The following is a 14,134-nucleotide window of genomic DNA, read 5'->3' on the forward strand; positions in this document are numbered from 1 at the left end:
CGAGCAAGCTCGCTCCCACATGTCGACATCAGCCAAACTCGCACGCGGCCCATAACCACGTCACGCCCACACCGCAGCACATCTCCCGCAGATGATTTATACGCCATAAAATTTCCCTTCAAAATCCCGCACTTGTCCTACGCTGTGAGTCAGACGGGTCGCTGTTGCGATGCTGCGTGTCCGAACGAGTGGATTGTTCGTCACAGTGGCGGGTCTGAAATCGTGGCAGTCAGCGAGGGTGAGGTTTGAGACAGGGAGAAGGATCGGAGTTCGGCGTCAGAAACCGAAGACTCAAACGCATGCCGGTGTTGTGGCTGGCGGGACTGTTTACCTTGCTGGTGTGCATCTCCATCACCAGCATCACCGTCTGGCAGCTGCGCCAGACGCGCATTCACGAGCTGGAAATCGCCAATACCACCGTCGCCAACCTTTCTCGCTCCATGGCGCAACACGTTGATGACGCATTCGATCAGGCGCACATCGCCGTGTCATCGGTGGTCGAACGGCTTTCCTTCGACGGCTTCGGCGCAGCCAGTGGTTCGCGCATGCACGATTATCTGCGCGCCACCGCCGCCAGCGTCCAGCAAATCCAGGGTCTGTTCATCTATGACAAGGATGGCAACTGGGCGGCAACCTCCCTCAACCACATGCCGGCCAACGCCAACAATGCCGATCGTGAGTATTTTCGGTTTCACCGGTCCATCGCCAGCAGCCTTCCCCACATCGGCCCCGCCATCCAGAGCCGCACCACCGGCGACTGGATCATCCCTGTGTCGCGAAGGGTGGACGATGAGATGGGCAACTTCGCCGGTGTGGTGCTGGCCACCGTTGAACTGAACTACTTCGAACAGTTCTTTGAGCGCTTCGACATCGGCAAGCACGGCGTCATCACCCTGGCCATGGCCGACGGGACCGTGCTGGCACGACGTCCGCTCATTCAAAACGTGCGCGGCACCTCTATCGGCGACGGCGAATTATTCCGGCTTTATGTCAGGGAACACTACGAAGGCACGGCGAACGTCGTGTCGATGCTCGACCACGAACAACGCCTGTACGGCTACAAGAAGCTGGACGGCTATCCGATGGTGGTGCTCGCCGGTCTGTCCCAGCGCGAAGTGCTCGACGAGTGGCGGCAATATGCGTGGCGCTCGCTGGCGATCATCATCTGCGTGGTGGTCGCCAACCTGCTGTTTGGCGTCTTGCTGTTCCAGCAGATCCGCTTCGGGCTCAATGCCGAATCACAACTGCGCATTGCCAGCCACTCGCTGGAAAAGCTTGCGCTACAGGACAGCCTGACCGGCCTGGCCAATCGACGACACTTTCAGGAGATTCTCAGTCTGGAGTTTCGCAACGGTGAACCGAACCTGCATCCGCTGAGCCTGATCATGATCGACATCGATTTTTTCAAGAGCTACAACGACAACTATGGCCACGTCGCCGGCGACAAATGCATTGTCGCCGTGGCCGAGTGCATTCGCAGCAACCTCAACCGCACTGGCGACCTCGCGGTGCGCTACGGCGGGGAAGAAATGGCCGTGTTCCTGCCCTACAGCGATATGCAGGGCGCCGTGAGTCTGGCGGAGAAGATTCGGTTGGCTGTGCTCACGCGAGCCCTGGAACATCAGGGCAATCCGATCGGCATCGTCAGCATCAGCCTCGGGGTTTACGGTTGTCGGGCGCAGGAATGCCAGAGCATGGAAGACTTCGTCAAACGCGCGGACGCGGCGCTGTATGCCGCCAAGCACCAGGGCCGCAATCGTACCGTCGCCTGGCAGGAGTCGACGCTGCTCAGTGCGCTGCCTGCGCCGTGACGATCTGCGCGACCTTGCCGCGAAACAGCTCCAGCCGGTCGGCGGGCGCGTCGTGTTCGACCACCAGCGCGCCGACTTCCTCGCACTGCGCGACCTGATAGTGCGCGATGCTGGAAAGCTTCTCGTTGATCACGGCCACCGCCACCTGACCGCTGCGCGCCACCACGGCGCGCTTGAACTCGGCGACGTCCATGTCGAACGCGGTCACGCCTTTCAGCGCATCCAGGGCACAGGCGCCGAGAAAGCACAGATCGAAATTGAAGTGGGCGAGTTGCTGAATCGTGGTGAAGCCGTAGGTGCTGCCCGCGACGGGACTCAAGCGCCCGCCCAGCAGAATCACTTCCACTGCCGGCAGCTTCATCAGCTCGACGGCGATCAGCGGCGCATTGGTGGTGACGGTCAGCGCCATGTGCGGATCAAGGGCTTTGGCGATCGCAAGGTTGGTCGAGCCGCCGTCGATAAACACGTGTTGCCCGGCGCTGATCAATCCCGCCGCCGCGACGCCCAACTGCCGCTTGCGCCCCGGCTCGTGCTCGACACGCGCCGCCAGCGGGCCGTCCGACGCCAGCGAAATCGCCCCACCGTACACGCGTTTGCACAGGCCGGCGGACGCCAGAACGCCCAGATCGCGACGAATGGAATGCTCGGACACATTGAATTCGGTCGCCAGCTCTGCGGCGATCACCCGACCCTGCACGGCCAGACGCTCGGTGATCAGACGCTGACGCTCGCCGGGGAATGCTTCTGGGTTGGCAGACATGAGGCCTCGATAAAGGGCTGAATCGATCAGGAACGAGCAGGATCATGGGGCGACGCAATTGGCAAAGTCAATGTGGCGGCGATTTGAGAAGACCGGGCTGGGCAGTGGATCCACTGCGGCCAGACCACCGTCTTCGTGAGCAAGCTCACTCCCACATGATCGGCGTTTGCTGACCGACTTTGCGATTATCCGGACCCAGGCCGGAGGCCAACGGTCTCTCACTCAACTCAGAAGTCTGCGTTGTCGGTGCCCAACTGTGGGAGCGAGCTTGCTCGCGAAGAGGTCGGTACATTCCCCGAATTTTCAGTGATGAAATCCCGTCTTCTTGAGCCATGGGTTGCGCCATCTTGTTCATGCTCACACGAGCGGTGCTGGCTATCCCGCAGCGCGCAGCTTCAGGACGACGGACGATCTGCCCTCCGCCGCCCTTGGAGCGTCACTGCAACAACGAATAAACCAGCGCCGAGATAGAGATCAGTCCGATCACCACCACAAACACGTTCGACAGTTTGCCCGCATACCGGCGCATGGCTGGCACTTTGCGCACGGCGTACATCGGCATGAGGAACAGCAGCGCGGCAATGACCGGGCCGCCGAGGGTTTCGATCATCCCGAGAATGCTTGGGTTGAGCGTTGCCACCAGCCAGCAGACCACCAGCATGAAGCCTGCGGTCAGGCGATCGAGCGTACGCGGTGAAGGACGGCGGCCGGTTTTCAACACCAGACCCTTTAGGCCTTCGCTGGCGCCGATGTAGTGGCCCAGAAACGACTTGGTGATCGCGACGAAAGCAATCAGCGGCGCGGCAAACGCGATGGTCGGGTTGCTGAAATGGTTGGCCAGATAGGACAGGATCGACAGGTTCTGCGCCTTGGCTTCCGCCAGTTGCTCCGGCGCCAGGGTCAGCACGCAGCTGAAGACAAAGAACAGCACCATGACCACCATCAGCAGATGGGCGCGGGCCAGGATCTGCGAGCTGCGCGGTTCGGCCTGCTCGCCATATTGACGCTTCTGGTCGACGGCAAATGCCGAAATGATGGGCGAATGGTTGAACGAGAAGACCATCACCGGAATCGCCAGCCACAGCGTGTGCAGCAGTGCCGAAGGTGCCGGAAAGCTGCTTGCCGTGGTGAGAATGCCGCCGTTCCAGTGCGGAATCAGAAACACGGCGAGGAACAGCAGCGCCACGATGAACGGGTACACCATCAGGCTCATGGCTTTGACGATGATCTGCTCACCGCAACGCACCACCGCCAGCAGGCCGAGGATCAGCACGAACGCCAGCAGCGCGCGGGGCGGCGGCGGCACATGCAGTTGGTGCTCCATGAAGCTGCCCACGGTGTTGGTCAGCGCCACGCTGTAGATCAGCAGGATCGGAAACACGGCGAAGAAATACAGCAGGGTGATCAAGGCACCGGCTTTCTTGCCGAAATGCTGCTCCACCACCTCGGTGATGTCCGCCCCATTGCGGCCCGAAAGCACAAAGCGGGTCAGCCCGCGGTGCGCATAGAAGGTCATCGGGAAGGCCAGCACGGCCAGAATCACCAGCGGCCAGAACCCGCCGATACCCGCGTTGATCGGCAGAAACAACGTACCCGCGCCGATGGCGGTGCCGAACAGCCCGAGCATCCAGGTGGTGTCGTTGCGGTTCCAGGTCGTCACGTTCGCGGGTGCGGCGTCGACAGTGTGTTCGACGCTGTTGGCCTGATCATTCATCCGGTCGATTCTCCGTTGCCGGTGATAGCTACATGGTCAAAAGCGCGTCGAAAAAACATGGCAGTCGGCGCCCCTGACCGGTTCTCTACAGGGAAAGGGGCGCGATTGTCCGGGATTGGAGAGCAGAATCAAAGGCTTGTCGGACCAAAAGCCCTCGGGCCGGGATCATCGAAGTTTCAAACCGGCTTAACTTCCTGGGTAAATCAGCTACGTTTCTTACTTAATGAATCGGACAATTCCCACATCGAAGACGGCTGATTTAATTAAAGAAACGTATTGTAAATCCATGGCAGTACAACTTTGAGTCGTCCTCCCTTAGGCTCTCGACCCACATTGAACACCCCATGGAAGGTAACGCATGCTCAAGACTTTCGCCGTCATCACACTGCTCACTGCCAGCACTTACGCGAGTGCAAACAACGCCCCCGCACACTGCGCAACACTTGATCAGCAGCAAGCGAAAATCCTGTTCGAACGCTGGAACAACACGCTGCAAACCGGCGATTCTCGCAAGGTCGCCGCGAACTACACGTCCGACGCCGTGCTGCTTCCGACCCTCTCCAACCAGCCCAGAACAGACCTTGCCGGCAAACTCGATTACTTCAACACGTTTCTTAGAAAGAAGCCGTTCGGCACCCTCGACAGCAGCACTGTTATTACAAGTTGCAACAGTGCAATCGATACCGGCCTGTACACGTTTCGTTTCAGCGATAACTCAGAAGTCCAGGCACGTTACACCTTCACTTACGCACTTGTTGATAACGAGTGGCTGATTACCTCCCATCACTCTTCGGCCATGCCGGAGTAGCGGACATTCAGCCAACAGTCGGCCTGATGTGCAACGGCAGGCCGACTCCACTTTCAGACCCTTCCCACACGTCACTCGCCTGCGACATCGCGCCGCAACGGCATGCTCAGCTCCACCCGCAAACCGTCATGACGGCTGTCAAAGCGAAGCGAACACGCGCAGCGCTGCACGATAGCCTGAACTATCGCCAGCCCCAGGCCCGCGCCAGGGCTTTTGCCGTTGCGCCAGAAGCGTTGGGTGAGTTTGTCCAGGTCCGGCTCGGGAATGCCAGGGCCATGATCGCGAACGCGGAAATGCGCCTGGCCGTCGAAGGTTTCAACGCTCAGTTCCACTTGCGCCGCGGCCTGGCTGTGGCGCAGGGCGTTGTCCAGCAGATTGCGCAGTGCGGCCACCGCCAGCGCCGCCGGCATTTGTAGTGCAGCGCTGGACAACTGCGACGGAAGGATCAGTTCGATGCGCTGTTCATCGCCGTGACTGGCGTCGTGAATCGCCAGCCGCGCGACCTGCTCGGCATCGCACTGCACGCCATCATCGAACGACAGGCTGCCCTCGACCCGCGCCAACAACAGCAGCTGTTCGAGGGTGCGGTGCATGCGGTCAGCGCCCTCCTCCGCATGGGCCAGCGCCGTGTCGCGCTTCTGGCCGTCGGTCATCCGCGCCACTTGCAGATGGGTCTTGATGGCCGTGAGCGGGCTGCGCAGTTCATGGGCGGCATCGCCGGTCAGCCGACGTTCGCGCTCAAGGGTCTGGGCGATGCGCTGAAACAGCTGGTTCTGACTTTTCAGCAGCGGTTGAAGTTCGCTGGGCAGGTTGGGCACGTCCAGTGGCTCGACCGAATCGGCGCTGTGCCGATTCAACGCATCGCGCATGCGATTGAGCGGCGCCAGCCCCCGGCCGATGCCGAACCAGACCAGCGCCAGGCTGCCGAACAGCGCGACCAGCACCGGCACCGATGCCGCCAGCAGCACCGAGTGCCCAAGCACGTCGCGTTCGATCTGCCGGTCGGCAGTGCTCACCCGCACGTTGTCATGCATCATCGTGTACACGCGCCAGTGGTCGCCGTTGATCATTTGGTCATGGAAGCCGCTGGCATCGGCCTTCAGCGGTTCGCTCGGCGAGCTGTCGGTGCGCGCCAGCACTTGCCCGCGCAGGGAACTCAACTGACAGGCCATCCCGTTGGGCAACGCCGGATCATCGGCCCGCAGCGAGCGAGTGTCGCTGCCGGTGGGCATTTGCATCTGTTCGAGCAGCCCCGCCACCATCCGCGCCGAGGCCTCAAGGCGTTGATCGAGGGATTGCATCATCTGCGTGCGCAAGTCGCGCAGCATCCACGCCGCCGCCAGCACCCAGATCAGAATGAACGCCGAGCCCAGGATAAGGCTCAGCCGTGTGCGCAGGCTCATCATGGCGTGGGCTCCGAATCATGGCCGGCCGGGCCGAGGCGATAACCGAGCCCGCGGACGGTTTCGATGATACGGCCGCCCAGCTTGCGCCGCAGGTGATGGATATGAACATTGAGGGCGTTGCTCTCCACTTCGTCGCCGAAGCCGTACACGCAGTCCTTTAGCTGTTCGCCCGAAAGCACGCGACCGCTGTTGTTGAGCAACGCTTGCAGCAGGGCCTGTTCACGGCGGGACAGATCAACCGGTTGACCGGCAAGGCGGGTTTCCCGGCTGCTCGGGTCGTAGCTGAGCACCCCATGTTCGATCACATTGACGCTGCGCCCGGCCATGCGGCGCACCAGGGTATGCAGACGCGCGCTGAGTTCACGCAAGTCGAAGGGCTTGAGCAGGTAGTCGTCCGCGCCGGCCTGCAAGCCGTCGACACGGTCGGTGACGGTGTCGCGAGCGGTAAGAATCAGCACCGGGATTTCCACACCCTGCTGGCGAATCTGGCGCAACAGCTTCAGGCCATCTTCATCGGGCAGGCCGAGGTCGAGAATCATCACGTCGAAATGTGCGGCCGACAGCATCGCCCGCGCCGATGATGCCGTGGCCACGCGGTCCACCGTCAGGCCCTGGGCATCGAGGCCTGCGACGATGCCGCTGGCAATCAGGTCGTCGTCTTCACAAAGCAGTACGTGCATGGTCGGCCCCGAAAAAAAGGCGATTGAAGCGCAGAGGGATTAACGGCGGATTATGCACGAGCCGCCGCAGACACGACGCGCCCCATCGGCTTAATCGACTGTTAATCGCCACTGCGCAGGCTTCGCCCCACTCACTAAGGATGGAAAGAATGCATGCGTAATCTGTGGTTGGTGATGTTGATCCTTTTCCCGCTGCTGGCGCAGGCCCTGCCCGGCGGCGACACTTTCCCGTCCAGGAACGGCCCCTCACTCTTCAGCGAGAAGCCGGATTTTCTGCCGGCCAATCAAGCGTTTATCTTCACCTCGGAACGCCTGGCGTCCGGGGAAGCCCGCCTGTACTGGCAAATTGCGGACGGCTATTACCTGTACCAGCAACGGCTCAGGTTCGAAGGACTCAACAAGGAACAGCAGCCCGTCCTGCCGACCGGTGAAGATCATCACGATGAGTATTTCGGCCAGCAGCAGGTCTATCGGCAAGCCCTTGAACTCACGATTCCGGCCTCGGCCAGTGGTCAGATCAAAGTGAGCTGGCAGGGCTGCGCCGATGCCGGCTTGTGTTATCCCCCGCAAAGCCAGCCCGTCAGTGTGGGCAGCGGCAACGGGCAACCCGCCAACGCTCAAGTCGGCGATCAGGCTGAAGATCAAGCGCTGGCCAGTGGCCTCGCGCAACGTTCTCTGGCCCTGAGCCTGCTGGCGTTTTTCGGGCTGGGTCTGCTGCTGGCGTTCACCCCGTGTTCACTGCCGATGCTGCCGATCCTGGCCGGCGTGGTAGTCGGCAGCGGCGCGAGACCGGCACGAGGTTTTGCGCTGGCCGGCGTCTACGTGCTGAGCATGGCGTTGATCTATGCCGGGCTGGGCGTGGTCGCCGCGCTGTTGGGCAGCAACCTGCAATCGACCCTGCAACAGCCGTGGCTGCTGGGCAGTTTCGCGGTGCTGTTTGTGCTGCTTGCGCTGCCGATGTTTGGCTTCTTCGAGCTGCAGTTGCCGGGTTTCCTGCGCGACCGTCTGGAGAAGGCCGGGCGTCAGCGCCACGGTGGCAGTCTGTTGGGCGCATCTCTTCTCGGCGCGCTGTCGGGACTGATGATCGGCCCCTGCATGACCGCCCCCCTGGCGGGCGCGCTGCTGTATATCGCCCAGAGCGGCAATGCGCTGCACGGCGCCCTGGTGTTGTTCGTCATGGGGCTGGGCATGGGCCTGCCGTTGTTGCTGCTGGTCACGGTCGGCACACGTTTTCTGCCTAAACCGGGGGCCTGGATGAACCTGGTCAAAGGCCTCTTCGGGTTTCTACTACTGGGCACGGCGCTGATCATGATCCGGCCGCTGCTCGCCGACGTACTGTGGATGGCGCTGTTCGGCGCGCTGCTGATCGTGGTTGCTTATAGCGCTATCCTGCAGACCCGGTTGCTGCCACGCGCCTCACTCCTCTGCGCACCCATCGGCCTGGTCGTGGGGCTGTGGGGCGTGATGATGGTGACCGGCGCGGCGGCGGGCGGCGACGATCCCTGGCAGCCGCTCAAGGTCTACAGCGGGTCGAGTTCGTCTACCGCGATTGAAGCCCATGATGCATTCACCACTATCAAGGACCCGCAGGCCCTGGACCGGGAACTCGCCGCCGCCGTAGCCGCCGGGCAGTGGGTGCTGGTCGACTACTACGCCGACTGGTGCGTGTCCTGCAAGATCATGGAGAAGAACGTGTTCGCCAAGGCTGAAACCCTGCAGGCATTGAACGGCGTGCGCCTGCTGCGCCTCGATGTCACTGCGGACAACGACGCAAGCCGCGCGCTGCTCGGTCGTTTCAACGTGCTGGGCCCGCCGACGCTGGTGTGGATCGCACCGGACGGCAGCGAAAGGCGCGATCGGCGAATCACCGGCGAAGTCGACCTTGAGGGCTTTTTGCAGCACTGGGAAACGACCCGGGGGCGTGGCTGATGCTGAGTTTTTCCGTCGGGCCGTTAGCCCTGTCGCTCAACCATCTGCTGCTGCTCGTTGCCCTCGCGCTGGCGACGTTGGTCGGCTGGATCAGTGGCCGCAAGCAGAGGATCAACCCGGAACGCGCCGTGTTCGGCCTGTTCATGTTCGGGCTTCTGGTGGCTCGTATGGCGTTCGTCGCGCGCTACTGGCCGCAGTATGAGAGTGACCCGCTGCGCATCGTCGATATCCGCGACGGCGGCTTCAGTACCTGGCCCGGCGTGATCGCCGTTGTGGCCAGCGCCGTCACGATGGTGTGGCGGCGACCGTTGCAGCGCAGGCCACTGGGGTGGGGCGTCGCTAGCGGATTGCTGTTCTGGTGGCTGAGCAGTCTGGCGGTCGAAAGCGTTCGTCAGGATGCCCCGCTGCCGGATCTGGCGTTTCGCAATGACAAGGGCGAGCGCGTTCACTTGCGCGACTACGACGGGCGCAAGCTGGTGATCAACCTGTGGGCGACGTGGTGCCCGCCCTGCCGGAGGGAAATGCCAGTCCTGCAAGCCGCGCAACAGGCCAATCCCGACGTCCTGTTTCTGTTCGTCAATCAGGGAGAAAGCCCACGTGACGTGGCGGCCTTTCTCGGCAGCCAAGGTCTGCAGCTGGACAACGTGTTGTTCGATGACAGGGGTGATCTGGGCCGACATGCCGGATCAGCCGCCCTGCCCACGACGCTGTTTTACGGCGAGAACGGCCGACAACAGGACGGGCATCTGGGCGAACTGTCCAGCGCCAGCCTGAAACATTACCTGGACGGTTTCGGCCAGCCTACCTCCTCTTCCACCCCGTCTTCACAGCAAAGGATCACCCCATGAACTTCATTCACCCTGCGTTCATCGCCGTCGCCGTTTCGCTCAGCCTGCCAGCCTCGCTGGTTCACGCCGAAGACTTGCCCGCTCCGATCAAGGCACTGGAGGCCAAAGGCGCGACTATCAAAGGCAGCTTCGACGCGCCGGCCGGGCTGAAGGGTTACGCCGCCGAGTACCAGAATCAGGGCATGGCGCTGTACCTGACCCCTGACGGCAAGCATGTGCTCGCCGGCAATCTGTTCAACGAAAAGGGCGAAGACCTGAGCACCGCGCCCCTGCAGAAACTGGTCTATGGGCCAATGGCCGAGGCGATGTGGAGCCGCATGGAAAACAGCACCTGGATCGCCGACGGTGCCACAACTGCGCCCAAAATCATCTACCTGTTCAGCGACGCCAACTGTCCGTACTGCAACCTGTTCTGGGAGCAGGCGCGGCCATGGGTCAAATCGGGGAAAGTACAGTTGCGCCACATCATGGTCGGCGTGATCCGCGAGGACAGCGCTGCCAAAGCCGCGAGCCTGCTGGCCGACGCGAACCCGGAAGTCGCCCTGCAGAACCACGAGCAGGCGGGCAAAGCCAGCACGCTCAAGGCTATGCAAAACATCCCCAAAGACCTTCAGGCAAAACTCGACGCCAATATGAAACTGATGGAAGACATGGGCCTTTCAGCCACTCCGTCGATTTTCTACAAGGACGAGGCCGGACACCTCCAGCAGCAACAGGGCGCGCCCCGGCCGGAGGCGCTGGCGAAAATGATGGGGCCGAAATAAAGGCGCTGTGACGCCGCCTTAATCAGCGGGCTATAAATGAGGCGCTCTGACCAGTGGCGACACGCGATCCAACCTGGCTACTGCACGGGCCTGTCAGACGTGTAAAAATGTCGACCACCATCTCAAGAGCCACAGTCAGGAGGCGCGCTCCATGCGTTACGCCGAAGATCACAAAGCCCAGACCCACCAGCGCATCCTTCAGGAAGCCGCCGCGCGCTTTCGCCGTGACGGCATTGGCGCGACCGGTTTGCAGCCCTTGATGAAGGCATTGGGCCTGACCCATGGCGGTTTCTACGCCCACTTCAAATCCAAGGACGACCTGGTCGAAAAATCCCTGCGATGTGCCGTCGACCAATTGCATGCTTCACGGGCCGAGAAACTGGCAGAAGACAGCTCGACCCAGGCGTTCATCGACCTGTACCTGTCGACCGCCCATCGCGATCATCCGGAAAAGGGCTGCCCGCTGCCGACCATGGCGTCCGAGCTGGGCCAGCGCGGGCAACCGAGCGAGATCACCGACGAGTTGATCAACCGCATGCTCGCCACCCTCGAAGCCGGAATGCCGGCCGACGGGCAGAGCAGCGACAAGAGCGTGATGCTTATGTCCGGGCTGGTGGGGGCGATGGTGCTGGCGCGCAGCGCGAAAGATCCGGCACTGGCCGAGCGAATTCTGGAGACCACCCGCGATCAGCTCAAGCAACTGATCGAAGGCTGACCCTCACTTCCCTGCCCTCTTCGCGGCAGGGAAGCATCTCGTTTATTTCACTGAGGCCTCTCAGGGATGCCAGCGACGAAACAACACGCTGGCGTTCACGCCCCCGAAGCCAAAACCGTTCGACAGTGCGTACTCGATGTTCATCGGACGTGCCTTGCCGTGGACGATGTCGATGCCTGTTGCCGCCTCGTCAGGGTTCTCCAGATTCAGCGTCATCGGCGCGATCTGATCGCGGATCGCCAATGCCGTGAATATGGCCTCGATCCCGCCTGCTGCGCCGAGCAGGTGCCCGGTGGCTGATTTGGTCGACGTCACCGCAACACCATTCTGGTCACCAAACACCGTTTTGATCGCCGCCATTTCACCCTTGTCCCCCACCGGGGTGGACGTGGCGTGGGCGTTGACGTGCTGGACGTCGGCAGGTTGGATGCCGGCCTGACGGATCGCTGCCTGCATCGCCCGGCGCGCGCCGCTGCCATCTTCTGGCCCGGCCGTCAGGTGATAGGCGTCAGCGCTGGTGCCGTAACCGACCAGTTCGACAATGGGCGTGGCGCCGCGGGCGAGTGCATGCTCCAGGGTTTCGATGACGATGATCCCCGCGCCCTCACCCATGACGAAGCCGTCGCGGTCCCGGTCGAACGGCCGCGACGCGCGCTCCGGCGTGTCGTTGAAGCCATTGGAGAGCGCCCGCGCCGCCGCGAAGCCACCCAGGGCAACGCGATCGATGCAGGCTTCGGCGCCACCGCAGATGGCCACGTCCGCTTCACCGTTGCGGATCAGCCGCGCGGCATCGCCGATCGCCTGGACGCCCGCTGCACATGCGGTGACCGGAGCGCCCAGCGGGCCTTTGAAACCGTGCTGGATCGACACATGCCCGGCTGCCAGATTGACCAGAAACGACGGAATGGTGAACGGCGACAGACGCCGCGGCCCGCGGGTATCCGTGATGCGCACGGCCTCGGCGATGGCACCGAAACCGCCCACGCCGGCGCCGATGATGGTCGCGGTGCGTTCGCGTTCTTCCTCGGTGGACGGCGCCCAACCCGCCTGCTTGACTGCCTGTTGCGCAGCGCCCAGGGCAAAGAGGATGAAGCGGTCCATCTTCTTCTGCTCCTTGGGCGGCGCGGCAGCGTCAGCATCAAATCCGGCTTCAGGGTCTTGCTCCAGCGTCGGCACCGGGCCGCCGACTTTCCCCGCCAGATCAGCCACCGTCTGCTCAGGCAACTGCACGATGCCGGAGCGGCCTTCGAGCAACCGCTTCCATACCGCTTCGACGCCGGAGCCCAATGGCGTTACCAGCCCCATACCCGTCACTACGATGCGACGCTCACTCATGGGTTCACCTTTTCCTCGTTTTTGGCAGTGGCCGGCACCGTTAAGCGCCCGCCGTTTTGTAACGTTGCGCCGCGTGCTGCAGCGACAGACTCGGGCCTAGCGCCAGGCGTGCCTGGGTGAAAGCCTGCCAGTGCGCGGCATCGGGCAGCGATGGAATGGTCACCAGCTCCTTCTGATCAAACCCGGCCAAGGCGGCGTCGACCATTTCGTTGACGTCCATGACCATCTCCGCCGGGAAGGCATTGATGTCCATGCCCGCGCGCTCCCAGATTTCAGTCCGGGTCGCGCCAGGCAGCACCGCCTGAACCTGCACGCCCTTTTCGCTCATCTCGGCGGCGAGCGACTGGGTGAGGCTCAACACGTAAGCCTTGCTGGCGGCGTACACCGCGTTGAAGCGTTCCGGCAACAATGGCACCACGGACGCGATGTTGATGATCGCCCCGGTACCGCGCGTCGCAAAACCGGCCGCTGCGGCTGAGGCCAGATGGGTCAGCGCAACGATATTGAGTTGGATCAGACGGTCCACTTCGCCCATATCCGATTCGGCGAGGGGGGTGCTCAGTGCAACCCCGGCGTTGTTCACCAGCAGCGTGATCGATGCGTCCGTGCGCAGCCGTTGCTCGAGGGCACTGACGTCGGCGGGCTGGGTCAAGTCGGCTTTCACCACCTCGACATTGATCGAATGTTTCGCGCGCAGATCCGTCGCCAGCGCTTCCAGGCGCGCCTGGTCACGGGCCACCAGGATCAGATCAAATCCGCGCTGTGCCAGGCGGTCCGCGTAGGTGAAACCAATGCCCGACGATGCGCCGGTGATGACAGCTTTGCCTTGATTTTGACTCGTCATGAACGTTCTCCACGGGTAAGTGAGCGTAGCTGCGGATGGATATTACGCCCGTAATTTAAAAAATAATATGTCGATCGTCATTTTTCTGATCGGTCCGCGAACGGCGGGCTTTGGGTTATTGCAGGCATGAAAAAGGCCGATCAGTGATCGGCCTCAGGCTCATGGGGTTTCAGTCAATCGACAGCTTGTCGCGGTTCTTGTCCAGCAGCGCCTTGCCAATGCCTTTCACTTCGATCAACTCGTCGACGGCCGTAAAGCCGCCGTGCTCTTCACGGTACGCGATGATGGCATTGGCCTTGGCGGCGCCGATGCCTGATAGCTCTTTCTGCAGGGTCTCCGCACTGGCGGCGTTGAGATTGACCTTTGAGCCCTGCACACCCAGCGGAGCGGAAATCGCAGGCTTGGCGACGTCTGCCGGCGTGGTGGCAGGGGCGGCGGAAGTCGCGGCATTCACGGCGAGGGATGTACCCGCCAGCAGCGCGAAGATCAAGGAGGACAGATAAGAAGTACGCATGAGTCA

Annotated in this window: 13 protein-coding genes; 6 read left to right on the forward strand and 7 right to left on the reverse strand. The window is 62.2% G+C overall.

Features of this window, described 5'->3' with window-relative positions:
- The first annotated feature begins 299 nt into the window (after positions 1-299).
- The gene (locus tag FX982_RS00590; protein ID WP_172609246.1) at positions 300-1,811 is read left to right on the forward strand and encodes a sensor domain-containing diguanylate cyclase; all 1,512 of its coding nucleotides are present in this window, start codon (positions 300-302) and stop codon (positions 1,809-1,811) included.
- Here FX982_RS00590 and FX982_RS00595 read toward each other — a convergent pair.
- Both FX982_RS00595 and FX982_RS00600 read right to left on the reverse strand, forming a co-directional pair.
- Entirely contained in the window at positions 1,789-2,571 is a 783-nt protein-coding gene (locus tag FX982_RS00595; protein ID WP_172609247.1) for a DeoR/GlpR family DNA-binding transcription regulator, read from the reverse strand. The two genes, FX982_RS00590 and FX982_RS00595, sit on opposite strands and share 23 nt — an antisense overlap.
- Before the next feature lie 436 nt (positions 2,572-3,007).
- Positions 3,008-4,285 carry a serine/threonine transporter gene (locus tag FX982_RS00600; RefSeq protein WP_172609248.1) on the reverse strand — a complete coding sequence of 426 codons (1,278 nt, stop codon included), beginning with the start codon at positions 4,283-4,285 and terminating at the stop codon, positions 3,008-3,010.
- Positions 4,286-4,643: 358 nt separating this feature from the next.
- Between FX982_RS00600 and FX982_RS00605 the strand changes: the two genes are divergently transcribed.
- Positions 4,644-5,093 carry a DUF4440 domain-containing protein gene (locus FX982_RS00605; protein ID WP_172609249.1) on the forward strand — a complete coding sequence of 150 codons (450 nt, stop codon included), beginning with the start codon at positions 4,644-4,646 and terminating at the stop codon, positions 5,091-5,093.
- A 71-nt stretch (positions 5,094-5,164) separates the two neighbouring features.
- Here FX982_RS00605 and FX982_RS00610 read toward each other — a convergent pair whose 3' ends face one another.
- Positions 5,165-6,499, reverse strand: a complete 1,335-nt coding sequence (locus tag FX982_RS00610; protein ID WP_172609250.1) for an ATP-binding protein — start codon at positions 6,497-6,499, stop codon at positions 5,165-5,167.
- Positions 6,496-7,179 carry a response regulator gene (locus FX982_RS00615; protein WP_065993005.1) on the reverse strand — a complete coding sequence of 228 codons (684 nt, stop codon included), beginning with the start codon at positions 7,177-7,179 and terminating at the stop codon, positions 6,496-6,498. Before FX982_RS00615 ends, FX982_RS00610 begins: the two co-directional genes overlap by 4 nt.
- Positions 7,180-7,332: 153 nt before the next feature.
- On the opposite strand from FX982_RS00615, the gene dsbD reads away from it, so the two are divergent.
- The 4 genes from dsbD (at position 7,333) to FX982_RS00635 (ending at position 11,435) form a co-directional block, all read left to right on the forward strand.
- Positions 7,333-9,108 carry a protein-disulfide reductase DsbD gene (dsbD, locus tag FX982_RS00620; protein ID WP_172609251.1) on the forward strand — a complete coding sequence of 592 codons (1,776 nt, stop codon included), beginning with the start codon at positions 7,333-7,335 and terminating at the stop codon, positions 9,106-9,108.
- Complete coding sequence (locus FX982_RS00625; RefSeq protein WP_172609252.1) at positions 9,108-9,956, forward strand: TlpA disulfide reductase family protein; 849 nt, start codon at positions 9,108-9,110, stop codon at positions 9,954-9,956. Before dsbD ends, FX982_RS00625 begins: the two co-directional genes overlap by 1 nt.
- Positions 9,953-10,720: a thiol:disulfide interchange protein DsbG gene (gene dsbG / locus FX982_RS00630; protein WP_172609253.1), complete on the forward strand. Its 768-nt coding sequence runs from the start codon at positions 9,953-9,955 to the stop codon at positions 10,718-10,720. The genes FX982_RS00625 and dsbG overlap by 4 nt, the downstream gene beginning before the upstream one ends.
- A gap of 151 nt (positions 10,721-10,871) precedes the next feature.
- The gene (locus FX982_RS00635; protein ID WP_172609254.1) at positions 10,872-11,435 is read left to right on the forward strand and encodes a TetR/AcrR family transcriptional regulator; all 564 of its coding nucleotides are present in this window, start codon (positions 10,872-10,874) and stop codon (positions 11,433-11,435) included.
- Positions 11,436-11,495: 60 nt separating this feature from the next.
- Here FX982_RS00635 and fabF read toward each other — a convergent pair whose 3' ends face one another.
- The 3 genes from fabF to FX982_RS00650 all read right to left on the reverse strand — a co-directional run bounded on the left by fabF (position 11,496) and on the right by FX982_RS00650 (position 14,128).
- A complete protein-coding gene (fabF, locus tag FX982_RS00640; protein ID WP_172609255.1) occupies positions 11,496-12,770 on the reverse strand; it encodes a beta-ketoacyl-ACP synthase II in 1,275 nt (424 codons plus the stop codon).
- A 40-nt stretch (positions 12,771-12,810) separates the two neighbouring features.
- A complete protein-coding gene (locus tag FX982_RS00645) occupies positions 12,811-13,614 on the reverse strand; it encodes an SDR family NAD(P)-dependent oxidoreductase (RefSeq protein ID WP_172609256.1) in 804 nt (267 codons plus the stop codon).
- A 169-nt stretch (positions 13,615-13,783) separates the two neighbouring features.
- Positions 13,784-14,128, reverse strand: a complete 345-nt coding sequence (locus FX982_RS00650) for a ComEA family DNA-binding protein (protein ID WP_122535643.1) — start codon at positions 14,126-14,128, stop codon at positions 13,784-13,786.
- Positions 14,129-14,134: the final 6 nt, after the last annotated feature.

It is taken from the genome of Pseudomonas graminis, assembly GCF_013201545.1.
Lineage (GTDB): Bacteria > Pseudomonadota > Gammaproteobacteria > Pseudomonadales > Pseudomonadaceae > Aquipseudomonas.

Excerpts from the sequence above, each read along its gene's own strand:
- FX982_RS00590 (WP_172609246.1), top strand. The coding sequence starts at position 300 with ATGCCGGTGTTGTGGCTGGCGGGACTGTTTACCTTGCTGGTGTGCATC.
- FX982_RS00595 (WP_172609247.1), bottom strand. The coding sequence starts at position 2,571 with ATGTCTGCCAACCCAGAAGCATTCCCCGGCGAGCGTCAGCGTCTGATC.
- FX982_RS00600 (WP_172609248.1), bottom strand. The coding sequence starts at position 4,285 with ATGAATGATCAGGCCAACAGCGTCGAACACACTGTCGACGCCGCACCC.
- FX982_RS00605 (WP_172609249.1), top strand. The coding sequence starts at position 4,644 with ATGCTCAAGACTTTCGCCGTCATCACACTGCTCACTGCCAGCACTTAC.
- FX982_RS00610 (WP_172609250.1), bottom strand. The coding sequence starts at position 6,499 with ATGATGAGCCTGCGCACACGGCTGAGCCTTATCCTGGGCTCGGCGTTC.
- FX982_RS00615 (WP_065993005.1), bottom strand. The coding sequence starts at position 7,179 with ATGCACGTACTGCTTTGTGAAGACGACGACCTGATTGCCAGCGGCATC.
- dsbD (WP_172609251.1), top strand. The coding sequence starts at position 7,333 with ATGCGTAATCTGTGGTTGGTGATGTTGATCCTTTTCCCGCTGCTGGCG.
- FX982_RS00625 (WP_172609252.1), top strand. The coding sequence starts at position 9,108 with ATGCTGAGTTTTTCCGTCGGGCCGTTAGCCCTGTCGCTCAACCATCTG.
- dsbG (WP_172609253.1), top strand. The coding sequence starts at position 9,953 with ATGAACTTCATTCACCCTGCGTTCATCGCCGTCGCCGTTTCGCTCAGC.
- FX982_RS00635 (WP_172609254.1), top strand. The coding sequence starts at position 10,872 with ATGCGTTACGCCGAAGATCACAAAGCCCAGACCCACCAGCGCATCCTT.
- fabF (WP_172609255.1), bottom strand. The coding sequence starts at position 12,770 with ATGAGTGAGCGTCGCATCGTAGTGACGGGTATGGGGCTGGTAACGCCA.
- FX982_RS00645 (WP_172609256.1), bottom strand. The coding sequence starts at position 13,614 with ATGACGAGTCAAAATCAAGGCAAAGCTGTCATCACCGGCGCATCGTCG.
- FX982_RS00650 (WP_122535643.1), bottom strand. The coding sequence starts at position 14,128 with ATGCGTACTTCTTATCTGTCCTCCTTGATCTTCGCGCTGCTGGCGGGT.